Raw genomic sequence first — 25,181 nt, 5'->3', positions numbered from 1 at the left:
ATCTCATCCCGACCAACGGGAGGGCCATCCGAAGGGGTACACAAGTCACGAAGTGACCGCCCGCCGCGCAGGAGGCCCGTCCGGCAGGACAAGCTCAATCCACCAGCTCAACCAGCAGCACCTGCTCCTGTCCATCGACCTCGTTCAGCTTCACCTCGATAATCTCCCGCTTCGACGTCGGAATCAGCCGCCCCACATACGTCGCCTCAATCGGCAGCTCACGATGCCCGCGGTCGATCAGCACCAGCAGCCGCACGCTCTTCGGCCGCCCATAATCAAACAGCGCATCCAGCGCCGCCCGAATCGTTCGTCCGGTGTACAGCACATCATCCATCAAAATAATGTCGCGCCCCGTCACATCGAACCCGATCGCCCCCGGCGTCACCTTCGGCCTCGGCCCATCGGTCGAAAGGTCGTCGCGATAAAAGCTGATATCCAGCACCCCCACATCCACAGGATGCTTCTCGATCTTCTCGATCAGCACACCCAGCCTCTGCGCCAGCGGAACGCCCCTGCGCTTGATCCCCACCAGGCCGACATTCTTGCTGCCGCCATGTTTTTCCACGATCTCATGCGCCAGCCGCACCAGCGTGCGCTCGATCTCTGAGGCCGACATCAGCCTGCCCTTCTCACGAAACTTCGGCTTCCGAACTTCAGTATCTTCACTCATACAATTGCGCTTGATGATATCAGCCGCCCTGGCCCAATGCAGTGGGAAAACATATCCGATGCATCACCATTCCGCACACATTGCGCAGACCGAATCTGCCAGGAGCCTATCGAGTGCGAGACAGCGTCCTCCCCCTACTTGTTATGCAACAAATCCTGCGTCACCTTGTACTGCTTCGGAGAACCCGTAATCGCAATAGGAATCACCGCACCCGCATTCTGCTTCTTGAAGAACGGAGCGAACGGCTTCAGCAGTATCGACTTGAAGCCTGTCGTCACATGCGACAGATCCGTCTGCATATGAAGATCGCCCACCATATGGACACTCTTGTCGTAAAGGCTGAAGGTGCCCTTCATCTTCACCGCAGCTCCGGGAACCTGAAAGTCGAGGCCATCGGTCGAAACCACACCGTTCCGTATCCTCGCCGGCCCCTTCAGCGACGAGAGCACCTCCTCCTCCCCGGAGGCCGGATATGCCCCGGACGTTCCGCCCACCGTCTCCTTCTTTCCCTGCGCCCGATCGCTGAAGGCTGAAAGCGACTCCTCCGTGCTCTTATTCGTAAGCCGCTCGTTTGGTATCTCGAAGACTCCGTCCATCTGCAGACGCTGAAGAAACTTCAGCCCTTCCTTCGCCGCCGCAATCGACGCATGGCTGTGCAGCCACACGCTCCCCGTCACCGGAACCTTCTCCTTGAAGAACGGCCGCAGAATATCCTCCACCCGGCCCTTGGTCACCGTCAGGTCCAGGTCGGTCACCTTCGGCGCATCCACAATCTGTCCACTCGCATGAACGGTAGTAGCGCCAACATGCGCGTCGACCGAATGAAGCACAATATTCCCGTTCAGACCGTTGACAGTGAGGTGTCCCAACGCCTCCAGCCGCGTCGGCTTCCCACTACCCACCGCAAAATCCGGCGTCACCGAGTCCGCATCCGCTTCAATCGCCGTCAATACCCCCTTAAAGTGCCCCCTGCCCGCAAGTGTCCCGCTTATCCCGTGAATGTCCCCCAGGTTCACCGGAGCAAATGTAAACTCACCCGACACCGGTGTCGCGCCGAGATTATCCGGATAGAGCGGGCCGAAGCTCCCGTTCGCCACAATATGTCCGCCCGGCATCGCATTCTGCATGTCCACGAGATAAGAGATCGAGCTGCCTCTACGCAGATTGCGGATCACCAGTTGCTGAATCGGAAACGAGTACCGGCCCCCGTCCACTCGAAGTATGTCGAGCTTCGCATCATGCACATTCAACTCTTCCACCACCGTTGTCGGGCCCGCGAAGTCAACGCTGCTTCCAGGCGGAAAGTCCTCATGGTTGGCCCGGCTGCCCACCGGCGGTATCACCACCTGCAGTCCCTCGACATCGACCAGTCGCACCCGGTCCCGGAACAACATCAGATCCAGCCAGCTCCCCTGAACCAGCAGGTCCCGGGCCGAGCCGATAGGCGGAAGGTCTGGGGCCGAGTTGCGGCGCAGCGTCAAACCAGTCGCCACGAAACCAGGATGAGGAAAGTAGATCCGATGATAGTGATCGATCTTGATCCGGCTGGCGAAGACCTTCTGCAGCAGCGGCTCCACATTGCGGTACCGATACGGCCAGTACACATCGATAACGCGCCACGCCGCGAAACCGACTGCCAGGCCCACCATAATGAGCACCCACTTCAGGCCCGGCTTGCGCGGAGAGGCTGAAGAAGATCTTTCAGGAATCACTGCTGGAGAGATCGGCACGAAATAGTCCCCCAGCTCTCAAAGAATAAGTTCTGCACTCAACTACTCATCTACCGACCGGCCAGGCCACAAACCTTCACCGCCGGGAATCGCAGCCTGTCACCTTTGGTTATAGATGCAGTTTCCCGCTTCCTTGTCCTATTAGCCATCGAAAAACTGATATCAACATCCACCCAAAAGAACCGCCGCCAACCGCCAACCAGCCTTCCCCACGAACCCACTACGGTTCCAGCACCACCTCACAGACATTCGCATGACAGTTCAGGAACCCCGTCTTAACCAGTTGCGCCTGCGAACCTTCCGGACAGAACCCCGCCACGTCCAGCGAAAAAACTTATTGTTGACACAAAAGTGGAGATGACATATTGTCACCAGCACTCAAGGTTAGGCGGACTACAGATCGCCAAAATAGAATACCCACACCTTCTCTCGGTCCTACTCTGAGTTTCAAAGGACGCCAATTATGGCATTGCGACCATTTTGTCTGCCACCTCTCCTCTACACGCCATCCTCTCGGTCGAAGAGACCAAATCCGTCATATATCTCGACTGGGATTTTTGGCGAAGCATCCCTGCCAAACAAAGTAAAAGCTGGGCGTCTTCGTGGCCTCGCTTCCTTTCTTGCCGTCCTTCTTTTCGTCCTCTTCGCGGCAAGTCCGGCTTCGGCGCAGCAGGCAGCCAACGCGGTAACTCCACCCAGCGCCGACAGCGTTGACGCAAAAGCATTTGCGGTCTTGTTCAGACGTGAGAACGATTATTTAAGGTTGGCGAAAGAAACACAGTCGCCAGATAAGCCCGAAGCACACCTTAGTCGAGTCATCCCAGAACAGTTCCAGCTTACCGATGATGATACGGATAGCCTGCAGCGGGTGGCTCACGATTGGGAGCATGACTCTAAAATCCTACGTTCAGAGTTTCTAAAGGTCGTCGCTCAATTTCACAGCTCATTCCCGAACGGAAGGCTACGATCGGGTGTAAATCCCACTCCACCATCCTCCCTCGCCGACCTAAGAGCACAAATGGACACGGTTACTCTGCAGTATCGCGATAAGCTGCGTAATGCAATGCGGGAGTCCGATTTTCGGGCGCTGCAATGGAATGTTCAAAAGACGTTTGCAAGTAGTCTTCTGGCAAATACCGTTGTCATTACGTTGTCGCCATCTGCTGGGGAGATCCAGCGATGAAGATAGCCTATTTACTTGTCCTGTCCGCAATTCTCGGCTCACCTGCTCTCGCCCAAGATATAGCAGGATCTACAACGATTCAGATCGACTCGGCTTCGAACATTGTCACCGCAACCTGCGAAACAGACCTTAATTCGGCAGATAGCGGGTACTATGCAGCCCGGGTCACATGCATAGTTTAAGATTCAAGCGGAATCCAAAGAGCTTCTGGGGCATACAGTGACGACGGTGACCGAAACGGGTACGCTGCGGTGACTTTAACTTTTGCTGGAATTGCAGGAACTACATATACCGCAATAGGGGGGCATACTGCCGCGTTGACCGTTCCGTTTGATTCCCCCCCGGGGACGCCACAAGGGCTGTCTTATGACGAATATAACTTTGAGTCCTACGCGGAAAATCCCCAGACTTACAACTACGACTATGTCTGGTACGGCCCAGGGCCGGAGCAAAAAACGAAGCAGAAGTCATTACACATCGGAAACACAACGGCAATAGCAACTGGAGTAAGCAATCTCACTCCCCCTCAACATACCTACCCTGGTAATCCTCTGCCTACTGCATGCTGGATCTCGCAGTTCTTCGACAAAATAGGAGCAAATGGACAGTCTCATCATGCAGAAGATGTCACCAATGCAAACGGGAATGGAAACCACTCCTCCTCCTGCATATGGAACGTCGGTGTATGCGATGGAAGCTGGAACAGTTACGAAGTTGGATGGCTCCGAAGGTCCAGCTAGCCCAGCCTTTCCAGCGTGTCAAGGATTGCGTAAACTTGCCAACACAGTCTGGATCCAAGGCAGCGACACATATATTACACGATATGTGCATGTAACACCCGCACCAGGGCTTACGCTTGGCCAGAAGGTAACGCAAGGACAAGTCATCGGAACGCTAGACAACTCAGGTTGCCAGCAGGGAGCACATCTGCATTTAGGCCGGTATCCTGTCAACGGACCAGCGGTTAATTTTTCAATACCTTGCGTGAATGCGCCTACAAATCAATTATGGGATGGCACGGTTGATGATGACGATAGTGCCATCACTCCTTAGAGGAGATAGATGAAAAAGTTAGCCATCTTGCTACTTTGCGGATCGTTGAGCGTACCCGCGCAGAAATCAATTGCGCTGGCCGACCCAGGAGGGGTAGACACCGTTACTTTTCCATCGGGCTCGTTCTCAGAGGCGGAAATTAGATCTATCATGCGCGTGTCTCCTAAACTTCGCATGCTTACTAGCTTCCCGGTTATAAATCAGCTTGAAATGTGCAACAAAGAAGATAACTCATATCGAGGATGCAGCACGGAGGCTGAGCGCAAACAGTGGTTTGAAAAAAATGCGCGAGTCAATATCGACCGAATGAAAAGTGCACGTAAGGCGATAGATGAACTTCCAACAAGTCTGGGGTTAGATCGAATCATTGAATATATGAAAACGCTTCAAGATTTCTATATCACAGTTAATGAAGTTCAGCTTCGATATCACGACGAAAGCGACGTGTCTCTCCTTGAAAAACCGATTGAAGGAATAGATCCTCGTCTCCAATGCGCAGATAGCATTCTTAGTGTGGCCAAAGCCAAATCAAGAGAAGCTGCCTATAAAGTTGCGTCCTTTGACTGGTATAACTGCATGAATAAACAAATGCAAAAAAAATCTGGTCCTTATCCAATGAATGTTTGGCTCGCTTTCTTGAAAAAATCTGGGATTAACGAGACCTATGTGCCTAAGGATGAGTGAACAGTATCTTATCTCTTTCACCTAACAGTTGAGGAATGCAAATAATGTGACGACGTCAACTGAGAAAAGCTCATTTGCGACAACGATATCTGAATCTGGTGTTGATGATTTGTTCGGCAGCCTTTTCGAATATGGCTCTTGGACAATCCACGGCTCCTGAATCCGATATGGACGGAGTAGTTGCGCAAGCATACGATCTAAAAAACACCCTAACCATCTCGACCACCGAGAAGACTATATACCGCGAAGGAGATGGAGTGGCGGTTGCCTTAACCCACATAATCGGTCATGCGATGGTCAATGATCAACAGATTGAGCGCATTTGCTCAATTCTCGAAACCGCCTTCAGATACCCTCAACTCATCGTGAACCCCAGAAATCGCAATCCAGATGTAAGCCTTCTTCTTCTGGAATCAGCCAGATTGCGTAGTAGCAATCCCATAGTTAAAGATAAAATCGACGTACTCAAATCTCATCTAATAAGTATCTATAAAAAAGATGATTAACAGAGATTTGGCTTGCGAAGACTGTGTTTGATCAGCTCATACCTCGGCCGTGCGTCATGCTGATCACGCATGATGTTAGAACTTCTGCGTCGTAACCGCAGTTGTCTACCTAAGCCGAAACCTTCCGCCGCATCCGCATAAAGCCACCCAGCGCCCCACCCACCGTCGACAGCACCAGCAACACCCCTGACACCATCGCAAACCCCGCCAGCATGATCCCCGCCCTCACCTCGGGCGAATACAGAAACCGCAAAACGTCCGGCGGCTCCGGCGTCGTCGCAGCAGCCTTCTCGATCTGGGCATGCAGCGCCTGCGTCAGATCCGCATCGAAGCTCGCCATGCTGTGCAGCCCAAACCTCGCCACCAACCCCGCACCCGCCATCGCAACCGCAAGACACGACACCAGCGCCAGCCCCACCACCACACCAATCCGCGCCCCAATGCCGGCATCCATCCACGCCAGCGGCTTCCTCTTTTGATACAGCGCCAGCGTAATCATCGACCCGCTGATCGTCCACAGCCACGTCAACGGCGACACCAGCTGCACCTTCGCCGACACCAGGCTCAGCACAGCCGCCACACCCGCCACCAGCAACGCACAACGAATCGCCGTCTTCCACTCCACCTGCTGCGGCCTGGGAGGCGGCGTGGCACCCGTCGTATCGCCTTCACCGCTGTTCTGCTCCTCATAGTCCTGCAGATAGATCTGCGGCGAACCGCAATGGGGGCAGAACGGCGACTCGCCAACACTGGCAGAAAGCTCGCCTCCGCAACGATGACAGTACTCATGCATATCTTATGAAGCTACCCCACCCCAAACGGCGCGGCAAGCGCAGACGCTCCGCGCACCACACGATCCTCATCCAACCGCTTTACTGTTTGCTCGAGTCGTTGTCATCCCCAACCGAGATATGTCCCGGCAGATCCAGCGCCACCATCCCGATCTTCGTTCCACTGCCGTCAGGATCGATCCCAACGATATGCTGATGCTGCTTCGATCCAGCCTTCAGCTCCATCTTCCCCGATAGGTCGTTGTCCACCTTGACGTGATTCTTCTGATCGTCTGCGCAGGTCAACCCCTCCGCCGTCCGCGTCTGCGAACTCACCGGCTTGTCGTTCTGGCACTGAATCACATCGCCATATCGCCCCAGCGCCTTGCGATAAAACGCCGCCACCTGATCAGGACTATCGGGCGTCGTGTAACTGGCCGCCTTCACCTTCAGCGAAAAACTGCCGAAGCTCAAATTGATATCGGCCGCCCCGTCGTTCTTATCCTTCTTCTTCACCATCACCGCGCCCGGATACACCGGCAGCCCAATCGCATCGACGCCGGCCGCTTCGTTCGTCTTCACCGACATTCCGCCAAACGGCGTAGCGATCTTCACATTATCGGCGTCGCCATGTTTGTCATTCTCAATCCGGCAGCCGCTCATCAGCATCGTCGACGCTGCCATCGTCGCTGCCAGCATCGCCGTCGTACCTTGGTTCACCCGCATCTGGAGCCTCCATTCAGTCAGAAAAACAATACGCTCTCTTGTCGCCTAAGGTTCCGTCTCTCGGTCTGCTCGAAAAAAAACCGGAATCCGTGGCGTACTTTTCAGCGGTCAAATGATCGCTGTTTTTTCTCCACATTCACCACGCATTTCACCACATCTCCACCACGAATAAACCACAAAAAATCCGCGACTTCCGCCGAAAACCCCGCCCACAAACCACCAGGAAATTTAATACGTGCCACCGGAACACTCCCTCACATCCAAATCCAACCCGCCACATCCAATGGGGTGTGACCCAGCCGACCGACCACCTCTTCGCTCCTCTCAAGCTCCGCAGCCTCACTCTTCCCAACCGCATCGCCGTCTCCCCCATGTGCGAATACTCCTCGGTCGACGGTTTTGCCAACGATTGGCACCTCGTCCACCTCGGAAGCCGCGCCATTGGCGGCGCCGGACTCATCATCACCGAAGCCAACGCCGTAAGCCCCGAAGCCCGCATCACCCCCGGCGACCTCGGCATCTGGAAGGATGAACACACCCCCGAGCTCAAACGCATCACCACCTTCCTCCACCAGCACGGCGCCTACGCCGGCACCCAGCTGGCCCACGCCGGCCGCAAAGCCAGCATGTCCGTCCCCTGGGAACCAGTCCGCACCATGCCCGCCTCCGAAGGCGGCTGGCAGCCCGTAGCCCCCTCCGCCATCCGCTTCGACGAAGCATACCCAGTCCCCACCGCTCTCGACCGCGCCGGCATGGACAAAATCATCGCCGACTTCGTAGCAGCCACCCATCGCGCCCTCACCGCCGGCTTCGACCTCGTCGAGATCCACGCAGCCCATGGCTACCTCCTCCACGAGTTCCTCTCCCCGCTCTCCAACCAGCGCACCGATCAGTACGGCGGCAGCTTCGAAAACCGCACCCGCTTCCCCCTCGAAGTGATCAAAGCCGTCCGCGCCGCATGGCCCCAGCACCTTCCTCTCTTCGTCAGAATCTCCGCAACCGACTGGGCGCCGGAGTCTCTCGGCGCAAGCTGGGACCTCCCCCAATCCGTCGCCTTCTCCAAACTCCTCAAACAGGCAGACGTCGATCTCGTAGACGTCTCCACCGGTGGCAACCACCCCGCCCAGCAGATTCCAGTAGGCTCCGGCTACCAGGTCCATCACTCAGACACCATCCGCCGCGAGGCCGAAATCCCCACCGCTGCCGTCGGCATGATCACCGAGCCGGCCCAGGCCGACCAGATCATCCGCACCGGACAGGCTGACCTCATCCTGCTGGCGCGCGAGCTGCTCCGCAACCCCTACTGGCCACTGCACGCCGCGGCGGTTCTCCACCATTCAACCACCTGGCCCGTCCAGTACCTCCGCAGTGCTCGCGGAAAGACCGAACCTCGCCAGCCCGTCTCCACCCCAGGTGCCTGAAGTTCAACCGCCCTGACCAGGGAAAAATTACAAACCATGCCGACCGAGTGGCCTATACTGGCAGCAGCCGAACGATAGGCCACTCCCGCCGGGCAGGCGGTTCCGGAGCTTCTGGCATGGCGCAGCACCAGCCAATCCGCAAAACCACCCCACCCTCCGGGTCAGACATCCCGGACAAGCTCTACTTCCGCATCGGTGAGGTCGCCAAACTCTGCGACGTCCCCGCCTACGTCCTTCGCTTCTGGGAGAGCGAGTTCCCTCAACTCAAGCCGCACAAAGGCGGCACCGGCCAGCGCCTCTATCGACGTCGCGACGTCGAAATGGCCCTGCGCATCAAGAGTCTCCTTTACAACGAGGGCTACACCATCCCCGGCGCCCGGCAGGTCTTCAAAAGCGAACTCAGGCACAGCGAACCGCAGCTGGCCCTTACCATCGAAGGCGCCCCCACCAGCATCGACTCCCGCCAGCTCCGCAAACTGCATAAAGACCTCCGCGAACTCCACACCCTGCTCTCCAAATCACCCGCCCGCCCCACAGTGCACCCCATCCGCGCCCCGCGCACATCCACCGCTCCCCGCCGAACTCCGGAAAAACTCTTCAACCTTCCTCTCCTTCCCGAAGAGGACAAGAGTTGAAGATGAGATTTAAGGACGATCAAAAGCAGAGTTCCCGGCGCAGACACTCCTCCCAGACTCGCGCCCCCTACCTCGGAACTGAGTCTCGCAGCGGCGCTCCCATCCGTTGCCAGTACTGCTCCGGCCAGAGCTTCCGCCGATCAACTCTTCGCTCCCAGGACCTCACCGAGATACTCTTCATGAGATATCCCGTACGCTGTCTCCGCTGCAGCCAACGACAGCTGGTGAGCTTCACAGTCGCTGGGCTCTCCATCTCCTCCAGCATCAAAATAAAAAAGAGAGGTAGTCGAAACAGCCTCCCCGTCCAGTGGAAAGATCCCTTCAAAGACAGAAGCGGCGAACAACCAAAGGTCACCGCCTCCACACACCCCGACCGCTAAAGCAAATTTCCTGTTGTTATAGAGGTGTTCTACCGCTCATTTTGTTGTCATTCCGCAGCGAAGCGGAGGAATCTGCTTTTGCCCTTCGCTCGGTATCCTCTCCATCAACTCGTAATTTGCTCCAGCTCCTCACAGCGAGATCCACCCCACATGGATCGCCCACAGCGACAGGCTCGCCACCACAATCCAAAGCGCAATACCCTGCACCATCGGCCTGACACCCACCTCCTTCAGCGTCTCCCGCGTGATGCCCGTCCCAATCAAAAACAACACCACAGTCAAAGCCGCGCGCCCCAGCCGATTGAGTGCCGCAAACAGTGGCACAGCCTGCGGCATATACCGTGGCAGATAACTCGCCGCCACCGCCGCAAAGCAGAAGTACAGAATGAACCAGGGCCACGGCACCTTCGCCTTGCTCTTCTTCAGCATCGCCGTAGCAATCGCCAGCGGCACAATCCACAGTGCCCGCGCCAGCTTCACCGTCGTTCCTACAGCCAGCGCCGTCGGCCCATACTTCGCGCCAGCCCCCACCACCGAGCTGGTGTCATGAATCGCCAGAGCCGACCACAACCCAAACTGCGTCTGCGAGAAGTTCATCAGGTGCCCAATCAACGGAAACACCAACAGTGCCACCGAGTTCAACACAAACACCGTGCCCAGCGAGACTGCCATCTCCTCTTCATTCGCATTCAGCACCGGTCCCATCGCCGCAATCGCGCTCCCTCCGCATATCGCCGTCCCAAAGCTGATCAGCAGCGACTGCGTTTTGCCCACCTGTAGCAGCTTACCCAGCGCAACTCCCAGCACCAGAGCAAACGTGATGCTGATCGCCGTATACATGAACCCCGACGCACCCGCGTGCACGACCTCCTTCAAATTCATCCCGAATCCCAGGCAGACCACCGCAGCCTGCAATAGAAACTTCGACAGGTTCCGCCCCTCTCCATGAAACGTATGCACCGTACTCAGGCCAAACGCGAGCCCCGCGGCCAACGCGAGCGGAGGCCCGATCAACCCGCTCGCCGAAACAATAATTCCGATATAAAAAAGATTCTTCTTCCACATGCTTAAAGCATGCGCGTCTCCCAACCACCGGTCGAGACGTACTTTCCAATCAACGATAAGTATTACTTATCAGCCACATCAGCTATTTCGGGTCGACCCTTCCCATCGCGAATCTCTGAAACGCTGCCGCCGCGCCCGTCATCTCAGCACCTGCGAGCCGAACGAAGCTGAAATCCCGCCGCATCTCCAGCCCTTTCACCGCAACCACCCTGACCGTGCCTAGCCGCAAAGCCTTTCCCAGCGCCCACAGCGACACAAAGCCTACTCCCAGCTCCGCCTCCACCCCGGAGAGAATCGACTCCGTCGAATCCAGCTCCACCGCCACCTGCAACGACCGCAGCGGCAGCCCCATCTTCTTCAACGCCCGCTCCACCACCCGCCGCGAACCCGACCCCCGCTCCCGAAGCAGCAGCGGCGCCTTCGCCAGTTCCGCCCCCTCAATCGCCCTTCCCTTCCTCAGCGCCCACGGGTGATTTGGACTCACAATCAGCACCATCTCATCCTGCGCCATACGCTCCGTCTTCACGTCACGCCGCATCGCCGGCCCCTCAATAATTCCCAGCGCGACCTTCTTCTCCGCCACCGCCTCCACAATCTGCTCCGTATTCCCACTCACCAGCGAAAGCTTCACCTGCGGATACTGCTTCAAAAACGCCCCAAGAATCCGCGGCAACAAATACTGCGCCACCGTCGTCGATGCCCCAAGCTTCAGCGGACCATCAGCCTCATCATTCAGCGCCGCCAGCGCCCGTTGCGCCTCCACCATCATCTCCGCCGCGGCATTCGCATATCCAAGCAACACCCGCCCCGCCTCGGTCAACGAGATCTGGCTCCCGTGCCCCGCGCCCCGCGCCCGGTCGAACAACTGCACGCCGGCCTCCTCCTCGAGCGCATGCACATGCTGACTCACCGCCGGCTGGCTCAGATGCAGCACCTCCGCCGCCTTACGAAAGCTCAGCTCCTCCGCCACCGCCCGAAACACCCGTAACCGAAAGTTCTCCAAACCCTCTCCTCGCCGCGAACCAGCCCCGCCACCCATCAGCATAAGCCCACCCGATAAAATCAATTCAACCCGTGCACGCAAACAAAGAATCCATCTCGTCCGACACAACGCCCCGCCGCAACCTATTCGCCTTCCTTCGCCCCTCCGCAACACACAGCGCCTTTTCCGCTACCCTCCTGCTCATGCTTTCCACGGTGCTCTCCGGTGTCCTTGCCCTCGTCCGCATCAAATACATCAACTCCCTCTTCGGCGCCGGAGTCGCGCAGGACGCCTACCGCGCAGCCTTTAAGCTCCCCGATCTACTCGCCTATTTCCTCATCGGTGGCGCAGCCTCCATCTCTCTCATCACCCTCCTCAACCGCTATCGCGAATCCGGCGACGAAGAAGGGGGCGACCGCGCGCTCTCCGTCATCCTTACGACCATGCTCCTTGTCCTCGGTCTCGGCGTTCTGCTGGCCGAAATCTTTGCGCCTCAGTATGTTCTGCTCGCTAATAAAGGTTTTCGCGGCGACCCTGCAAAAGTCGCCCTCTGCACCACCATGACGCGCATCATCATTCCAGCGCAATTGTTCTTCTTCATTGGCAGTGTCATGAGTTCGCGCCTGCAAGTCCGCAAAATCTTCCTGTACCAGGCCTTCACCCCAATCGTTTATAACGCCGGAATCATCCTTGGCGCTGTCTTCCTTCACCGGCAGTTAGGCGTCACCTCGCTCGCCATCGGTGTCTTTGCCGGCACTTTCGTCGGCTCCGCCGTCCTCAACTCCCTTGGAGCCTTTCGCACAGGTCTCCGCTATCGACCCATCATTGGCTTCCGCGATCCCGCGTTTCTCGAGTGGCTCAAGCTCTCACTTCCGCTCATGATCGGTGTCTCCCTCGTCATGTTCGACGGGATCTTCCTCAACTACTACGCCTCACTCCGCGACGGTGGCATCACCCTCATCGGTAACGCCAAAGACCTTTTCAATGCCCCCTTCAATGTCATCGGCCCCGCCGCCGGAGCGGCTTCGCTCCCTTTCTTCGCTTCGCTCTTCCAGCAAAAACGCATCGCCGACTTCTCCCACTCTGTCTCCCGCTCCGTCTCTCGTCTCTTCTCCGTCGGCATGATCGTCTCCGCGTGGATGATCGCCCTCGCACCCTGGTTGATGGACCTCTTCCGCGGTGGCAAGTTCAACCGCACCGATGCGGCAGCCACTACCCATCTCTTCAGAGTCCTCGCCATCACACTCGCGATCTGGGCCGTGCAAGGCATATATGCACGGGCTTTCTACGCCGCCAGCAACACCCGCACCCCAGCGATCACTGGCACCCTCATCACCTTGATCTCCATCCCCATCTACGCCACCCTCTTCCATACCTTCAACCTCGAAGGTCTGGCAATCGCATCCGACATCGGCATCCTCGCTCAGACAGCTTCGCTCGCGTACCTGCTCCACCGCAAAGGGCTGGTAGACCTACACCACCTCGAATTCGCCGAGCTAGGCCGAGCCTTCCTCGCCGCGCTGTTAGCCTTTGCCGCCACCACCGCTGCGGCACACTTCCTGCCGCCTGTCTCCACCCATCCAAAAGACATTCTCACCATTGCAACCGCCTCTATCGCATGGGGTATTACCGCCTACCTCACGCTAACGGCAGTCGGTTCAACTCTCCCGAACCAAATCCTCCGGCGCAAATAAAAGAAGCTGTGACCACGGGTCAGCCGGCCCTCAAACTACTCTTGCGGTATTCAAGTCACAAAGGCGCCACCACACGGCGGAACAAAGGGATCTAAGCTTACTTCGCATCCTCATACTCTTCATTCCAAGCCGCCTGGATCGCCTCCAGAATCCCTTCATTCGACTTAGCCGGATCACCCACAAATCCCGGAAGCCCCGTCACATATTTATGCAGATCCGTGAATCGCACCGAATACGGCTCAATCTCCGGATACTTCTCCTGCAACTGAATCCCAATCTCCTCCGCGTCCGTCCAATCAAACTCAACCGCCATAACATCCCCCGATAAAATAGCTTTGAGCAGCAAAAATCGCCGCCACACCAAAGACTACAAGAAAACCTGCGACAGTTTTATGACGCACAACCGCCAAACCCCTCCAACACCGTGGTCCGCCTCGCTCCTACGCCGCGACCTGAACGCCCGCGCCCAACACCTCGCCATCAACAGCGGCCTCCTGCACGACCAGACCACCGGCACCGAACCCAGCATCCTCTTCGGCCATGAAGAGCAAGCCAAGCAGTCCCGCCACGGCAACTTCCATCCCGCCAGCTACGCTGCCATCTGTGCCAACCCCGCCTGGTCCCGTCGCCTCACCAAAGCCCACACCGCCCACCGCCGCGTTCGCGCAACAGCCGACTGGCAATGGATGGAGCTCGACTGCGCCAACAGCTCCGACGCTCTCCTGATGAACATCTTCTGCCACCCCGCCGTCTTCTCCAACTGCCACCTCAACCCCGCCGTCGCGAATCTTCTGGGCGTCCCCTCAGACACTCAACCCAACTTCGGCGTTCACCCCGGCGTTCCGCTGAAGAGATTTCCGGCTCGCAGAAACAAAACAACGCGCCCCACTAAACAACAAGCAATTTCATCCGCACTCTTCAGCGACATCAGTCTCTCCGCGCCCTCATCGCAAATCGAAGAAGAGCATCATCTCAAAGACCGCACCGAGATCGACCTCCAGCTAGGCGCTCTCTTCATCGAAGCCAAGCTCACCGAATCCAACTTCCAGACCGCAAGCCCACGCCTCATCGAGCGCTACCGTGATCTCGAAACCATCTTCGCCGTCGAGCGCCTGCCCAGCAAAATTATGACGACACCAACGCAACCGTCGGCAGAGGATTTCTCCGACCTCGAAGAGCCGTCGCCCAACCTACTCCCACCCACAGTCTCTGCGCGTTCCCGCACCGTCATTCAGGGCTACCAGCTCATTCGCAACGTCCTCGCCGCCTTCGCCTCCGACGCTTCCTTCTGCGTCCTCTGCGATGCCCGCCGCCGCGACCTCATCGAGATCTGGTACTCCATCCTCTCCGCCGTGCACTACCCCAGCTTCGCCTGGCGCCTCAAGCTACTAACCTGGCAGGAACTGACATCCGCCCTCCCCGAGGACCTGCAAATCTTCCTCGAAGCAAAGTACGGAATCCTCCCCGCGTAGCCGTCACCCCATCGCTCTCACGACCTCACCGATACAATTGGAGTCCATGCAAGCCGATCCATCCGAGCTGCGAGACTTTGCAGCGCGTTATACCGATGCCTGGTGCAGTCAGGATGCCGCAAGCGTCGCTGCATTCTTTGCAGCGAACGGTTCACTCCGCATCAACGACGGCGCGCCTGCAGTCGGAAGAGCCGCAATCGCCGAAGTAGCTCAATCCTTCATGACCGCTTTCCCCGATCTCCGCATCGTCATGGACGCCCTAAGCATCCAGGACGATCAAGTCATCTACCACTGGACTCTCACAGGACCAACACAGGCCCCGGAGGTACCGGACAGCCGGTTCGCATCGGCGGCTCCGAGACTTGGCAGATCGACTCCGATGAACTCATTGCTTCCTCGCAAGGCCGCTTCGACAGCGCCGAATACAACCGTCAATTGGACCCGCGATCCCATAAGCCACGGTAACGAGAGACCGTCAGGAAATCCTAAGCACCAGGTCCATGCGAAGGCTTACCTTCCTGCACATAATTCCTGTTCCACTTCGGAATCTCCACCACATACGTCCCCGGCTTTTCAATCACCGCCTGGCATCCCAGCCGCGAGTTCAACTGAATATCCGCCGCCGTCTCCATCCGGTCCAGCTCCAGATCCTCCGCCTCACTGATCCCCTGCGCGCCTTCCTTCACATGGATATGGCACGTCGTACAAGCACAAACGCCACCACACGCGTGATCCAGAAAGATCTGGTAGTTCTCCGCCACATCCAGAAACGACATCGGCAATCCATGCCCTTCGTAAGGCAGCGTATCGAACGGGAACTCCACCGTCCTGCCCTCAGGCAAAAACGTCACGCGAACCATCCCCTCGCCCGCAGGCTTCGACAGATCCACAGCTTCAGCAATCTTCTTCGTCTCACTCATTGTTCAGTCTTCCGTCGACTCTCCGGCCGTAGCCTCATCATGAATTGATTCTTCAATCTTCTTCGTCTCAGTATCAGCGTCTATACGCGAGCTGCTCACCTGCGCCTTCGCAAAGGGGTGCGGAGCAGTTGGTCCCTTACCCATGCTCTCACCTGCAGCCTCCATCGTCTTGCCCTGCATCGCGCCCGAGACCGCTGTATCCATCATCAACTCCGCAAATCGCCGCGTCGCCTTATCCAGCCGCTCGATCCCGTTGCGAATCACCTTGTACTCCCCACCCTGCACCGCGGCCTCTAAAAAAGAAACCTCCGTTGCAATCTTCTCTATCTCTACGCTCGTCAGCATCTGCCACGCAGCATGGCTCTTACCTTTCTTCACCGCAGTCAGAATCGTCTCAGCCTCATTCTTCGCCTCGATCGTCTGCCGCTCCTGAATATCGGTCTCCGCGTTATCGAACGAATCCAGAATCATCGTCTCAACCTGCTCGTCCGTAAGTCCGTACGTCGGCTTCACCTCAACCTCAGCCTCTTTTCCGCTCCTCTGCTCGCGCGCACTCACATGCAAAATTCCATTCGCATCGATCAGAAACTTCACCTCGATACGCGGCAGCCCAGCCACCATCGGCGGAATCCCCTTCAGATCAAATCGCGCCAGCGACCTGCAATCCTTCGCCAGCTCCCGCTCTCCCTGCACCACATGGATTGCAACATTCGTCTGCCCATCCACCCCCGTCGTAAAGTGCTCCGTCGCGCTCGCCGGAATCGTCGAGTTCCGTTGAATAATCTTCGCCACCACACCGCCCAGCGCCTCAATCCCAAGCGACAACGGCGTCACATCCAGCAGCAACAGATCCTCAAGCCCCGATCCCGACACAGCCCCGCCCGCCAGAATCTGCGCCTGCACCGCCGCCCCCAGCGCCACCACCTCATCCGGATTCAACTCCGTATGCGGCTTCTTCCCCCGCGCCTTCATCTCAAAAAGATCGTCCACCAACGCCCGCACCGCAGGAATGCGCGTCGACCCACCCACCAGCACAACTTCATCGATCTGCGCTGCGCTCAATCCCGCATCTTTCAGCGCCTGCTTGCAAGGCCCCGCCGTCCGCGCAATCACGCCGGCAATCAAACCTTCAAACTGCTCCCGCGAGATCTGCCGCAGATACCTCTTCCCATCCGACAGCTCAACATTCAACGTCGCGTTGTCCGCAATCGACAGCAGAATTTTCGCATCGATCACAGCCTTACGAATCGCCTGCACCACCTCGCCATTCCCGCGAACATCCACACCCAGATCCCCGGCAATATCATCCAGCGCAATCGCAATCATCAGGTTGTCGATATCGTCGCCACCCAGGTGCGTATCCCCACCCGTCGCAACCACCTCGAAGATCCCCTCATGCAGCTTCAGAATCGAAACATCGAACGTCCCACCACCAAAGTCATACACCGCAATCAGTCCATCTTTGTTCTTATCCAATCCATAAGCCAGCGCCGCCGCAGTAGGCTCATTCACCAGCCGCAGCACCTCAAGCCCCGCAATCCGCCCCGCATCCTTCGTGGCCTGCCGTTGCGCATCGTTGAAGTAAGCCGGAACCGTAATCACCGCCTTCGTCACCGGCCCGCCAAAAAACCGCTCGGCATTCTTCTTCAACTGCTGCAGCACATAGGCTGAGATCTCCGGCGGCGTCAGCATCAACCCGCCCACACTCACCTTCAGCACCTCACCCGGCCGCAACCCCTCCGCCAGCTTGAACGGAAACAACTTCAACTCCCCCCGCACATCCTCGATATCTCTTCCCATCAATCGTTTAGCCGAGTACACCGCGCTCGCCGAGTCCGCCATCAGCGTCCCCCGCGCCGCATTCCCCACCACCACACCACTATCGGTCCACGCCACCACCGACGGCACCAGCCGCTCACCGCCCTCACCGGGAATCACCACCGGCGTACCACCCTCCATAAACGCCACCAGGGAGTTCGTCGTACCCAAATCAATCCCTACAACCCGCTCATCCGCCATCGCTTCAAATCCCCTATTAGTCCATCTTCTATTGTCCTACATCGCCACACGCATTGCGGTTAGGGTCTTTAGATGCGCTCGTTGTCCTGCCGGACGGGCCCGCTGCGCGCGGAGCGCCCACTTCGTGGGGTGTTCACCTTGGGGCGGCAAATGATCCTCCCGTTGGTCGGAATCAAAATTTCAGCCGACCAACGGGAGGCCCTATGCAGCTAACCCACCCAGACCGGTAGACACGTCACGAAGTGACCGCCCCACGCGCAGTGGGGCCGTCCGGCAGGACAACCGTCTCCCCTCTGAGATACCATCAGGCAAACCGAGGCGACCCATGCTCTATCTCGAGCACACTCCTCATCCCGCCCTCTCTCCTTTCATCAAAACCCTCTGGTACGCTCGCGACCCTCACGCCACCCATCGCCACGAGCGCGTTCTCCCCACCGGCCGAGCCCAGATCGTCCTCTCGCTCGCCCGCGACTACCTCACCGACGCAAACAATCCGGTCAGTCCCCTCGACCACTCCCCCGCCGGCATCTTCCTCGGCATCTACTCCCGCTACCAGCAGATCGACGCCATCGACTTCACTGAGCTCATCGGCGTTGTCTTCCACCCCGGCGGCACTCCCGCCTTCTTCCCCGAAGACGCCTCCGTCTTCACCAACTGCGAGACCGCTCTCGACGACCTCTGGGGCCGCGCCTGCCACAACCTCCGCAACGATCTCCGCGAAGCCCCCACCCCCGAACAAAAGTTCGCACTCCTCGAATTCGCCCTCCTCACCCGCCTCTCTCTCAGCAAACATCAGCGCCGCGACCCCATCCTCGACTACGCCCTCACCCACCTCCACACCGCCCCCGGCACCACCACCATCGCAGAGCTCACCCGCACCACCGGCCTCAGCCCCCGCCGTCTCTCCGAGCGCTTCAATCAACAAGTCGGCATCTCCCCCAAGCTCTACTGCCGCATCCAGCGCTTCCAGCAAGCCATCCAGCAGATGCATCGCGGCGCCGACGTCCGCTGGGCCGAACTAGCCCTCACCTGCGGCTACTACGACCAATCCCACTTCGCCAACGACTTCCGCGCCTTCTCCGGCCTCAGCGCCACCGACTACTCCACCACCAACCGCATCTGGGCCAACCACATCCCCCTCGATTAGCGCAGTTCACCTGCAGGCCGTGTAAGAGGAAGTTTCAAAAGACGCGGAGCTTTCTAAAAAGGAATTAAAAAAAGGAGTTTGCAGCAGATCGCCAGCCCTTGCAATGACTCGTCATCTCGACCGAAGCAACGAACAGTTTTATCGTTCGTTGCGCAGTGGAGAGACCCCCGTATTTCGTCTCCGCTCCCCACCATCCAACGCAAAACAGCTTTAGCACCCCTTTTCAACCTGGGCCAAGCTCCTCCCCTTCAAACCGCGCCGAAAGAACACCACATCCGCAATCGGATTCTCGTTATACCGCTCCACCCGCACGAATCCCATCTCCTCATACAGCCGATTCGCCTCCGGCATCGCAGCCGGAACCGTATCCAAATACATTGCCCCAAACCCAGCTCCCTCCGCCCACGCGATCGCCTCCTTCACGAGCCGCCGTCCCAGCCCGTCCCCGCGAAACGCGCCATCCACCCAGAGCCGCTTCATCTCACATCCCTTCTGTTCGCCTCGCAAAAGACGCAGAGCCACACACCCCGCCGCAGTCCCATCGACCACCGCCAGCAACAGAACCAAATAAGCTCCCGGCAGCCCCTCCAACTCCTGCCCATACCCCTCAAGACAGATATTCGCCGCACCCGCAGGATTCGCCGCCAGATACTCTCCATACGCCTGCATCAGCCGTCGCACCGCGGCAATATCTTCAACCCCAACCGCCTCTCGCACCACAATCTCCGCCATAACTCCAGTAGCCTACCACCCATCGGATTGTTCCCCGCCTCACCTGAAAGCAGGAAATCAAACCACAAAAAATCTCTCCGCATCGCCGAATTTTCCAAGACCACTCCTCCGCTCCCATGGCATCCTTCCAACCATGAACACTCCAATCAACACCGCCGGATCCACCATCATCCCCAGCCTCCGCTACCGCGACGCGCTCGCCGCCATCGACTGGCTCGTCGCCGCCTTCGGCTTCAAAAAGCAAGCCGTCTTCGTAGCCCCCGACAACAAAACCGTCCAGCACGCCCAGCTCACCTTCGGCAACGGCATGATCATGCTCGGCTCCGTCGACAACGGCGGCGAAGCCGGCAAGTTCATGGTCCAGCCCGATGAGATCGGCTTCCGCGAAACCCAGGGCGCTTACCTCGTAGTCCCCGACGCCGACGCTGTTTACTCCACCGCAAAGGCTGCCGGAGCCGAGATGGTCCTCGACATTCGCGACATGGACTACGGTGGCCGCCACTTCTCCTGCCGCGACCTCGAAGGCCACACGTGGGGCATCGGCACCTACGACCCCTGGCAACCCGAATCAAGCGCCAGATCCTCCTGAAGCGGTCCTCCTCCGACCAACGGGAGGCCCCAGCACCTTCGTCGTGCGCAGACCGGTACACACGTCACGAAGTGACCGCTCCACGCGAAGTGGGCCCAGCCTCCCAAACCAACTAGCCTCCACCCCACCCACCCGTGATACCGTCTCCAGATGGAATTAAACCCCTACGCAAAGTACCTTGACGGCCGCGACCCCATCCCTGTCCTCACCAGCACCGCCGAGCGCCTCCACAACCTCACCGCCCACCTCACCGGCGCGCAGGTCAACACACCACCTGCCCCCGGCAAATGGAGCATCTGCAACATCATCACCCACCTCGCCGACACCGAGATGGTCTTCGCCTTCCGCCTCCGTCAGACCCTCGCCTCCGCACCCGACCAACCCCACCACATCATCCAGCCCTTCGACCAGGACGCCTGGTCCCAGCGCTACGCCGTCTACCACCTCGAACCCGCACTCGCCCTCTTCCAGGCCACACGCAACTGGAACCTCCTCTTTCTCGCCACCGTCTCCGAAGACGACCGCCGCCGCACCGCCACCCACCCCGAGCGCGGCACCATGACCCTCTGGACCATCGTCGAGACCATGGCCGGCCACGACATCAACCACATCCAGCAACTGGAGCGCCTCACCGCACGCGGTAACTAAACCTGCATCCCCTGCATCACTTTTCAAGGTGGAGTTCGCCACCGCGAGTTCGGCCACCGACTACAACATTATGCCGCCACTCGATTGGTTGCCTGTGGGTGAATCGGTGATATGTGCCGACTGACCGCCCTGAATTGCGGGGCCCAGCTGGACTCTACGCTCCGTCTCAGCGGTCTTGTTTGACGCGGTCTCGGTCTAAGGCTCGGATACAGCGACCGCGAGTGTAACGGTTTCGTCTGCGAGAAAGACGATCGTTCCCTCTATGTTGAACGACGAGCCTATGCCGCTAGCCGCAGGCCATTGAGTAACCTGAAATGAGAGGCTGTACGAAGAACTCATCACTGATCCATAACTGACTACGAGATCCTGCGGCTTTACGGATATGCCTTCAGCGATCTCCACGGCCGGGTGCACAACTCCTTGTCCGTTGATCCGACTCAGCTCAATTTGAACCAGACCTGCTACCGACGCATCCATTTTGTATGCGTTGACGTAGAACCCGAGAATGCAGAAAGGTCCTCCGCTGGAGGTCAGAGTAAATGCTGTATTAGACGGAGTGGAGCCCGCGGGTGCGGCCGCAATCGCAATTGATCCGAAAGTTTGCGTTGAGAGTCTCATCGCCATTTCGCCACCCCCTACGATAGTTCCAGAATAAGAGTACAGCCTCGAAGAAATGTTGTGCTTTGGTCCGAGCAATTAGTCCGAGCAACTAAAGGTTCCGCCACCGACTTCAACGTTATGCCGCCACTCGATTGGTTGCCGGGTGAGTGTTCAAAATCTCATCCGCGCCGAAGGGCGTGCGCGGGAGATTCGAACTTGGAGAACTTCGACGCCAGGTTTTGGATCGTCGTTCGATGAGCGACTTGCCCGGCTCGCGATAGTAAGGCGTAAGATTCTGCTTGCACCCTGAGGTCCCTGCGGGTTCAACCAAACGACAGCGATGGGAAGGAGATATCCGTGATAAGGAAAAGTCTTCTATCGTTCAGCATTGCAGCAATGGTAATTTTGACTGGACTCTATTGCAGTCAAAGTTCGGCGCAAACCCCGTCTGACAACTCTACCCAGAGCGCTACGGATCAAAATATCGAGTTATTACGGAAGGATGTTCGGTTACAGAAAAGGCAGATCATCGCTTCAAATCTTCAGCTGACTGATCAAGAGGCGGTGAAATTCTGGCCGCTGTATGACCAGTACACTGCCGATCTGGTGAGGATCAACGATGCGAAGTATGCGGCGCTCAAAGAGTTCGCATCCAGCTACTCTACCTTGACCGACGATCAGGCAATGGGACTGGTACGCAAGATGCTTGGCGTCGATCAATCGGTTGCGGAGTTACGGCTGAGATACACTTCGCTCTTCAACAACGTGATACCAGGAAGGAAAACCGCGGTGTTTTTCCAGTTGGATCGGCGGCTGGTGATGTTGATTGACCTGCAGCTGGCTTCGCAGATTCCGATGATCCTGCTCTCTGGCGGAAATCCCAGACAATAGTGCAGAGGCCTTTAGTTTCCAAGCTGCCACTTCTCAGACCCCGGCACTTTGCAGGCCTCGCCACACTTCGGACAGCCGTTGTTCTTGGCGTCGATGTTGACGACGTCGCGGACAGGGATAACGACGCCACAGTTGGTGCAGATCTCAGTGTAGGTGGGCTGCGGTCCTTTGGTGGCCATGCGTCGCATAGAGCACCCCGACTATCAAGCGAAGTTGCCGCTAACCCCGTTTTGCTGAAAGTCCGCTCTGGTCATCGTCGACCAGGTCCAAAATGGAACTAATACTTGTGTGGAGGTTGCTTCGGCCCTTCTACGAAATCTCTTAGAGTGTAGAGTCGAACTATTCACTTGGCTCAATCCGAAACAGACGCAAGTTGATTTCGAAGGAAACGATGACCGAAGAGGTAAACAATCATTTCACACTGGACCAGCTTCGCCGTTTCTACTCCGAGGAACTCCGCATAGTTGCCGGTCTCGAATCGCCTGATTTGGTGTCTGCATTCGCTCGGGTTCCAAGAGAACGGTACCTTGGAGCGCCACCTTGGAAGTTCTCGTCCGGTACCTCTGTAAAGCACTCCAGTTATCGCACCACGAGTAGCGTATGCGACGTCTATCATGATGTGTTTGTGGCTCTTGAAAGCAAGAAGTTTCTGAACAATGGCCAGCCCAGCATAATCGCACGCCTAATAGCCGCGCTCAAACTGAGCCCGGGTAAGCGCGCCTTTCACTGCGGTTGCGGAACGGGTTACTATACCGCGATTATGGCCGAAGTGGTCGGATCCAGAGGCTCAGTGGTTGCCGCTGAAATCGATTCCACTCTCGCCGAAATTGCCGTCACAAATTTGATGGATTACGACCATGTGAAGGTGCTGAACAGGGATGGAGCTGATGTCGATCCTGTTCCTTGTGATGCAATCCTCATCAACGCGGGAGTTACCCACCCGCACCCTGCTTGGCTCGATTGTCTGAGCGAAGGCGGGGTCTTAGTGTTACCCCTTTCCGTAGGAAGACAACTCAGTGTGAATGACGCCATGGTTCTCGGAATCACGCGGCGACACAATCAATTTGCCGCGGAGATCCTGTCGATCATTACCATCTACTCCAGTCCAAGCATGCGCGATCCCATTTTGCAATCGATGCTGAACGATAGCTTTGAATCGCACGCGATGCTGCGCCTGAAGTCTGTCCGGAAGGAACATCATGACAGAACCGATACCTGCATTGTGCATGCACCCGGATTCTGCCTGAGCGCTGTGACCATATGAACGACTAAAGGGATACCTTCTTGTGCCGATTAGCGGCTGTAGAGGTGTTTTCACTATGAGTATTGCCGCTATCAGTTCCTCTGTCCCCGTGCTGCCTCAGGCAGAGGTGCAGAAGGCTTCCACTCCTGTACCCGCCCAATCAACTTCCGCTCCAACCGACACTGTTTCGATCAGCGCTAATGGTCACCAATCCGCAAGCGCGGGCGATGCCGACCACGACGGTGACAGTCACTAAATACAAGGCTGAATTACCCACTAAGGCCCGCATCGTCCGCCCGGAAGGGTTGATGGTGCAGGTCATCTTTTTCGCACGCTGCCATCGCATAGCTTCAAGTCGTGCCTGCAAAGTCAGCTTTTGAGCAAGTTCCCAAAAACCAGGTCCGACTTTCGAGACTCGATCTGGATTGGCAGTCCAGATCACGCCGGTTTACGTGGCGAGAGGGGAGTGTAGTGGGTGGCGGGATAATTGTTTATTGGGTATGCCGCTAGTGGCGAGAAGTCATAGAACAACACCGTCGGACCGTGTCCTGGGGTCGGCACCCAACGGTCGGGACATCTCTCGTCGCAGCAAGCAGCAACTGATCAAATCTGCAGGCCGCCCACCTGGCCTCGAAGCCTCGATGAAGGAACTCTTCACGATTGTTTATCCGTCCTCGATGAGGCGGCGATAAAACTCTCAGACGAGAAGACCGCCCCGCGTGTAGGGAAGAATCGCTGAATGAGGCAATCGTGCAGCGCTGAGTCCAGGTCGGCGCAACAGTCGCCGATAACCGCAACACGGTAATCGGCGTCGGAAGCCTCGACAAGAGTGGAAAGGACGACGCCACTGGTCGCAATGCCGTAAAGAACCAACGTATCGATCTCGTTGGCGCGAAGAATCATAGCGAGATCAGTGCCGGCAAAGGCGCTGACTCGGTGCTTGGTGATAACAATCTCATCGTCTTGCGGCGCGATCGTATCCGGGATCGCTCCAAGCGGTTCCCGGAATAGCCGCTGATGTTGCTCCGAGGATTTAATGGCGCCGAAGAGTGCATTCCGCGAACAGATCTCGGGGTGTCCCGGTCGAAAACCCACCTGGATGTGGATTACGGTCATGCCGGCAGCACGTGCATGATTGAGAACACTCGCGACTCGAACCAGAAAGGTGTCTTTGCCCTCTCGGGTATAGATGGAAACGATGCCGGCCTGACAATCCATGCTCAGGACGGCCGTGCGGGCCGGATCAATCGTGAATGTGTCAGCCATATCAGACTCCCTTCGGCACAGAGGCCGCCGGTCAAAGATTGTAGTTTAGAGCGACGTTACTCCCTTCAATCACACCGTAAAAGGGCAGATCCTCGCCGCATTGGACAAAGTTTGCCTGTCGAGTGTCACCGCCAGCCTTCCATCGCCCAGCCCAA

Annotated in this window: 29 protein-coding genes and 1 pseudogene; 16 read left to right on the top strand and 14 right to left on the bottom strand. The window is 57.6% G+C overall.

Going from position 1 to position 25,181, the window contains the following annotated elements; genetic code table 11:
* Positions 1-94: 94 nt before the first annotated feature.
* A complete protein-coding gene (pyrR, locus tag RBB81_RS06655) occupies positions 95-670 on the bottom strand; it encodes a bifunctional pyr operon transcriptional regulator/uracil phosphoribosyltransferase PyrR (protein WP_257025327.1) in 576 nt (191 codons plus the stop codon).
* A 134-nt stretch (positions 671-804) separates the two neighbouring features.
* Complete coding sequence (locus RBB81_RS06650; RefSeq protein ID WP_353073139.1) at positions 805-2,400, bottom strand: AsmA-like C-terminal region-containing protein; 1,596 nt, start codon at positions 2,398-2,400, stop codon at positions 805-807.
* A 1,018-nt stretch (positions 2,401-3,418) separates the two neighbouring features.
* Between RBB81_RS06650 and RBB81_RS06645 the strand changes: the two genes are divergently transcribed.
* From RBB81_RS06645 to RBB81_RS06630, 4 genes are all read left to right on the top strand, one after another.
* The gene (locus RBB81_RS06645; protein ID WP_353073138.1) at positions 3,419-3,583 is read left to right on the top strand and encodes a hypothetical protein; all 165 of its coding nucleotides are present in this window, start codon (positions 3,419-3,421) and stop codon (positions 3,581-3,583) included.
* Positions 3,584-4,183: 600 nt separating this feature from the next.
* Positions 4,184-4,636 carry a M23 family metallopeptidase gene (locus tag RBB81_RS06640; RefSeq protein ID WP_353073137.1) on the top strand — a complete coding sequence of 151 codons (453 nt, stop codon included), beginning with the start codon at positions 4,184-4,186 and terminating at the stop codon, positions 4,634-4,636.
* A 9-nt stretch (positions 4,637-4,645) separates the two neighbouring features.
* Positions 4,646-5,320, top strand: coding sequence for a hypothetical protein (locus RBB81_RS06635; protein WP_353073136.1), 675 nt, complete (start codon positions 4,646-4,648; stop codon positions 5,318-5,320).
* Between the two features lie 104 nt (positions 5,321-5,424).
* A complete protein-coding gene (locus RBB81_RS06630) occupies positions 5,425-5,826 on the top strand; it encodes a hypothetical protein (protein ID WP_353073135.1) in 402 nt (133 codons plus the stop codon).
* Positions 5,827-5,935: 109 nt separating this feature from the next.
* Here the strand turns inward: RBB81_RS06630 and RBB81_RS06625 are convergent, their stop codons facing one another.
* The 3 genes from RBB81_RS06625 to RBB81_RS06615 form a co-directional block, all read right to left on the bottom strand.
* Positions 5,936-6,619, bottom strand: a complete 684-nt coding sequence (locus RBB81_RS06625; RefSeq protein ID WP_183790295.1) for a zinc ribbon domain-containing protein — start codon at positions 6,617-6,619, stop codon at positions 5,936-5,938.
* A gap of 79 nt (positions 6,620-6,698) precedes the next feature.
* Positions 6,699-7,322, bottom strand: a complete 624-nt coding sequence (locus RBB81_RS06620) for a hypothetical protein (RefSeq protein ID WP_353073134.1) — start codon at positions 7,320-7,322, stop codon at positions 6,699-6,701.
* A gap of 101 nt (positions 7,323-7,423) precedes the next feature.
* Positions 7,424-7,564 carry a hypothetical protein gene (locus tag RBB81_RS06615; protein ID WP_353073133.1) on the bottom strand — a complete coding sequence of 47 codons (141 nt, stop codon included), beginning with the start codon at positions 7,562-7,564 and terminating at the stop codon, positions 7,424-7,426.
* A gap of 48 nt (positions 7,565-7,612) precedes the next feature.
* Here RBB81_RS06615 and RBB81_RS06610 point away from each other — a divergent pair, with 48 nt between their 5' ends.
* The 3 genes from RBB81_RS06610 to RBB81_RS06600 all read left to right on the top strand — a co-directional run bounded on the left by RBB81_RS06610 (position 7,613) and on the right by RBB81_RS06600 (position 9,758).
* Positions 7,613-8,743, top strand: coding sequence for an NADH:flavin oxidoreductase/NADH oxidase (locus tag RBB81_RS06610; RefSeq protein WP_353073132.1), 1,131 nt, complete (start codon positions 7,613-7,615; stop codon positions 8,741-8,743).
* A gap of 116 nt (positions 8,744-8,859) precedes the next feature.
* Positions 8,860-9,378 (top strand): MerR family transcriptional regulator, encoded by a 519-nt coding sequence (locus RBB81_RS06605; RefSeq protein WP_179581212.1) that lies wholly within the window; start codon positions 8,860-8,862, stop codon positions 9,376-9,378.
* Positions 9,379-9,380: 2 nt separating this feature from the next.
* Positions 9,381-9,758 carry a hypothetical protein gene (locus RBB81_RS06600; RefSeq protein ID WP_353073131.1) on the top strand — a complete coding sequence of 126 codons (378 nt, stop codon included), beginning with the start codon at positions 9,381-9,383 and terminating at the stop codon, positions 9,756-9,758.
* A 129-nt stretch (positions 9,759-9,887) separates the two neighbouring features.
* On the opposite strand, the gene RBB81_RS06595 is transcribed toward RBB81_RS06600, so the two are convergent.
* Together RBB81_RS06595 and RBB81_RS06590 are read right to left on the bottom strand one after the other, a co-directional pair.
* Entirely contained in the window at positions 9,888-10,823 is a 936-nt protein-coding gene (locus tag RBB81_RS06595) for a YeiH family protein (RefSeq protein WP_179581210.1), read from the bottom strand.
* 82 nt (positions 10,824-10,905) lie between these two features.
* The gene (locus RBB81_RS06590; protein WP_353073130.1) at positions 10,906-11,826 is read right to left on the bottom strand and encodes a LysR substrate-binding domain-containing protein; all 921 of its coding nucleotides are present in this window, start codon (positions 11,824-11,826) and stop codon (positions 10,906-10,908) included.
* A gap of 71 nt (positions 11,827-11,897) precedes the next feature.
* Here RBB81_RS06590 and murJ point away from each other — a divergent pair, with 71 nt between their 5' ends.
* The gene (gene murJ, locus RBB81_RS06585; RefSeq protein WP_353073129.1) at positions 11,898-13,499 is read left to right on the top strand and encodes a murein biosynthesis integral membrane protein MurJ; all 1,602 of its coding nucleotides are present in this window, start codon (positions 11,898-11,900) and stop codon (positions 13,497-13,499) included.
* A gap of 97 nt (positions 13,500-13,596) precedes the next feature.
* Here murJ and iscX read toward each other — a convergent pair whose 3' ends face one another.
* A complete protein-coding gene (iscX, locus tag RBB81_RS06580; protein ID WP_179581207.1) occupies positions 13,597-13,812 on the bottom strand; it encodes a Fe-S cluster assembly protein IscX in 216 nt (71 codons plus the stop codon).
* Positions 13,813-13,834: 22 nt separating this feature from the next.
* On the opposite strand from iscX, the gene RBB81_RS06575 reads away from it, so the two are divergent.
* Complete coding sequence (locus RBB81_RS06575; RefSeq protein WP_353073128.1) at positions 13,835-14,971, top strand: PGN_0703 family putative restriction endonuclease; 1,137 nt, start codon at positions 13,835-13,837, stop codon at positions 14,969-14,971.
* 46 nt (positions 14,972-15,017) lie between these two features.
* Positions 15,018-15,227, top strand: a pseudogene (locus RBB81_RS06570) (nuclear transport factor 2 family protein); the annotation flags it as partial.
* Positions 15,228-15,456: 229 nt separating this feature from the next.
* Here RBB81_RS06570 and RBB81_RS06565 read toward each other — a convergent pair.
* Both RBB81_RS06565 and hscA read right to left on the bottom strand, forming a co-directional pair.
* Positions 15,457-15,891, bottom strand: a complete 435-nt coding sequence (locus RBB81_RS06565; protein ID WP_353073127.1) for a 2Fe-2S iron-sulfur cluster-binding protein — start codon at positions 15,889-15,891, stop codon at positions 15,457-15,459.
* Positions 15,892-15,894: 3 nt separating this feature from the next.
* Positions 15,895-17,910: a Fe-S protein assembly chaperone HscA gene (gene hscA, locus RBB81_RS06560; RefSeq protein WP_353073126.1), complete on the bottom strand. Its 2,016-nt coding sequence runs from the start codon at positions 17,908-17,910 to the stop codon at positions 15,895-15,897.
* A 325-nt stretch (positions 17,911-18,235) separates the two neighbouring features.
* On the opposite strand from hscA, the gene RBB81_RS06555 reads away from it, so the two are divergent.
* Positions 18,236-19,057, top strand: coding sequence for an AraC family transcriptional regulator (locus RBB81_RS06555; protein ID WP_353073125.1), 822 nt, complete (start codon positions 18,236-18,238; stop codon positions 19,055-19,057).
* 210 nt (positions 19,058-19,267) lie between these two features.
* Here the strand turns inward: RBB81_RS06555 and RBB81_RS06550 are convergent, their stop codons facing one another.
* Positions 19,268-19,789: a GNAT family N-acetyltransferase gene (locus tag RBB81_RS06550; RefSeq protein ID WP_353073124.1), complete on the bottom strand. Its 522-nt coding sequence runs from the start codon at positions 19,787-19,789 to the stop codon at positions 19,268-19,270.
* A gap of 133 nt (positions 19,790-19,922) precedes the next feature.
* Between RBB81_RS06550 and RBB81_RS06545 the strand changes: the two genes are divergently transcribed.
* A complete protein-coding gene (locus RBB81_RS06545; protein ID WP_183790314.1) occupies positions 19,923-20,378 on the top strand; it encodes a VOC family protein in 456 nt (151 codons plus the stop codon).
* 150 nt (positions 20,379-20,528) lie between these two features.
* Positions 20,529-21,026 (top strand): DinB family protein, encoded by a 498-nt coding sequence (locus RBB81_RS06540; protein WP_353073123.1) that lies wholly within the window; start codon positions 20,529-20,531, stop codon positions 21,024-21,026.
* Positions 21,027-21,221: 195 nt separating this feature from the next.
* Here the strand turns inward: RBB81_RS06540 and RBB81_RS06535 are convergent, their stop codons facing one another.
* Complete coding sequence (locus tag RBB81_RS06535) at positions 21,222-21,644, bottom strand: hypothetical protein (protein WP_353073122.1); 423 nt, start codon at positions 21,642-21,644, stop codon at positions 21,222-21,224.
* Positions 21,645-22,190: 546 nt separating this feature from the next.
* On the opposite strand from RBB81_RS06535, the gene RBB81_RS06530 reads away from it, so the two are divergent.
* Positions 22,191-22,517, top strand: a complete 327-nt coding sequence (locus RBB81_RS06530) for a hypothetical protein (RefSeq protein WP_353073121.1) — start codon at positions 22,191-22,193, stop codon at positions 22,515-22,517.
* 11 nt (positions 22,518-22,528) lie between these two features.
* On the opposite strand, the gene RBB81_RS06525 is transcribed toward RBB81_RS06530, so the two are convergent.
* Positions 22,529-22,705 (bottom strand): hypothetical protein, encoded by a 177-nt coding sequence (locus RBB81_RS06525; protein WP_353073120.1) that lies wholly within the window; start codon positions 22,703-22,705, stop codon positions 22,529-22,531.
* A 203-nt stretch (positions 22,706-22,908) separates the two neighbouring features.
* Here RBB81_RS06525 and RBB81_RS06520 point away from each other — a divergent pair, with 203 nt between their 5' ends.
* Together RBB81_RS06520 and RBB81_RS06515 are read left to right on the top strand one after the other, a co-directional pair.
* Positions 22,909-23,781 carry a protein-L-isoaspartate O-methyltransferase family protein gene (locus RBB81_RS06520; RefSeq protein ID WP_353073119.1) on the top strand — a complete coding sequence of 291 codons (873 nt, stop codon included), beginning with the start codon at positions 22,909-22,911 and terminating at the stop codon, positions 23,779-23,781.
* Positions 23,782-23,836: 55 nt separating this feature from the next.
* Positions 23,837-24,016 carry a hypothetical protein gene (locus RBB81_RS06515; RefSeq protein WP_353073118.1) on the top strand — a complete coding sequence of 60 codons (180 nt, stop codon included), beginning with the start codon at positions 23,837-23,839 and terminating at the stop codon, positions 24,014-24,016.
* Positions 24,017-24,414: 398 nt separating this feature from the next.
* On the opposite strand, the gene RBB81_RS06510 is transcribed toward RBB81_RS06515, so the two are convergent.
* Positions 24,415-25,026 (bottom strand): cysteine hydrolase family protein, encoded by a 612-nt coding sequence (locus tag RBB81_RS06510; protein WP_353073117.1) that lies wholly within the window; start codon positions 25,024-25,026, stop codon positions 24,415-24,417.
* Between the last annotated feature and the right edge of the window lie 155 nt (positions 25,027-25,181).

It is taken from the genome of Tunturibacter gelidoferens (genome assembly GCF_040358255.1).
Taxonomy (GTDB): Bacteria; Acidobacteriota; Terriglobia; order Terriglobales; family Acidobacteriaceae; genus Edaphobacter; species Edaphobacter gelidiferens.
This window is presented reverse-complemented; position numbering and strand designations above follow the sequence as displayed.

Bases quoted from the DNA above. Each gene is read 5' to 3' on its own strand.
- pyrR (WP_257025327.1), bottom strand. From the start codon at position 670: ATGAGTGAAGATACTGAAGTTCGGAAGCCGAAGTTTCGTGAGAAGGGC.
- RBB81_RS06520 (WP_353073119.1), top strand. From the start codon at position 22,909: ATGACCGAAGAGGTAAACAATCATTTCACACTGGACCAGCTTCGCCGT.
- RBB81_RS06540 (WP_353073123.1), top strand. From the start codon at position 20,529: ATGGAATTAAACCCCTACGCAAAGTACCTTGACGGCCGCGACCCCATC.
- RBB81_RS06565 (WP_353073127.1), bottom strand. From the start codon at position 15,891: ATGAGTGAGACGAAGAAGATTGCTGAAGCTGTGGATCTGTCGAAGCCT.
- RBB81_RS06640 (WP_353073137.1), top strand. From the start codon at position 4,184: ATGGACAGTCTCATCATGCAGAAGATGTCACCAATGCAAACGGGAATG.
- RBB81_RS06595 (WP_179581210.1), bottom strand. From the start codon at position 10,823: ATGTGGAAGAAGAATCTTTTTTATATCGGAATTATTGTTTCGGCGAGC.
- RBB81_RS06555 (WP_353073125.1), top strand. From the start codon at position 18,236: ATGCTCTATCTCGAGCACACTCCTCATCCCGCCCTCTCTCCTTTCATC.
- RBB81_RS06600 (WP_353073131.1), top strand. From the start codon at position 9,381: ATGAGATTTAAGGACGATCAAAAGCAGAGTTCCCGGCGCAGACACTCC.
- hscA (WP_353073126.1), bottom strand. From the start codon at position 17,910: ATGGCGGATGAGCGGGTTGTAGGGATTGATTTGGGTACGACGAACTCC.
- RBB81_RS06605 (WP_179581212.1), top strand. From the start codon at position 8,860: ATGGCGCAGCACCAGCCAATCCGCAAAACCACCCCACCCTCCGGGTCA.
- RBB81_RS06510 (WP_353073117.1), bottom strand. From the start codon at position 25,026: ATGGCTGACACATTCACGATTGATCCGGCCCGCACGGCCGTCCTGAGC.
- RBB81_RS06635 (WP_353073136.1), top strand. From the start codon at position 4,646: ATGAAAAAGTTAGCCATCTTGCTACTTTGCGGATCGTTGAGCGTACCC.
- RBB81_RS06535 (WP_353073122.1), bottom strand. From the start codon at position 21,644: ATGAGACTCTCAACGCAAACTTTCGGATCAATTGCGATTGCGGCCGCA.
- RBB81_RS06545 (WP_183790314.1), top strand. From the start codon at position 19,923: ATGAACACTCCAATCAACACCGCCGGATCCACCATCATCCCCAGCCTC.
- RBB81_RS06515 (WP_353073118.1), top strand. From the start codon at position 23,837: ATGAGTATTGCCGCTATCAGTTCCTCTGTCCCCGTGCTGCCTCAGGCA.
- RBB81_RS06525 (WP_353073120.1), bottom strand. From the start codon at position 22,705: ATGCGACGCATGGCCACCAAAGGACCGCAGCCCACCTACACTGAGATC.
- RBB81_RS06630 (WP_353073135.1), top strand. From the start codon at position 5,425: ATGATTTGTTCGGCAGCCTTTTCGAATATGGCTCTTGGACAATCCACG.
- RBB81_RS06645 (WP_353073138.1), top strand. From the start codon at position 3,419: ATGGACACGGTTACTCTGCAGTATCGCGATAAGCTGCGTAATGCAATG.
- RBB81_RS06550 (WP_353073124.1), bottom strand. From the start codon at position 19,789: ATGGCGGAGATTGTGGTGCGAGAGGCGGTTGGGGTTGAAGATATTGCC.
- RBB81_RS06620 (WP_353073134.1), bottom strand. From the start codon at position 7,322: ATGCGGGTGAACCAAGGTACGACGGCGATGCTGGCAGCGACGATGGCA.
- RBB81_RS06625 (WP_183790295.1), bottom strand. From the start codon at position 6,619: ATGCATGAGTACTGTCATCGTTGCGGAGGCGAGCTTTCTGCCAGTGTT.
- iscX (WP_179581207.1), bottom strand. From the start codon at position 13,812: ATGGCGGTTGAGTTTGATTGGACGGACGCGGAGGAGATTGGGATTCAG.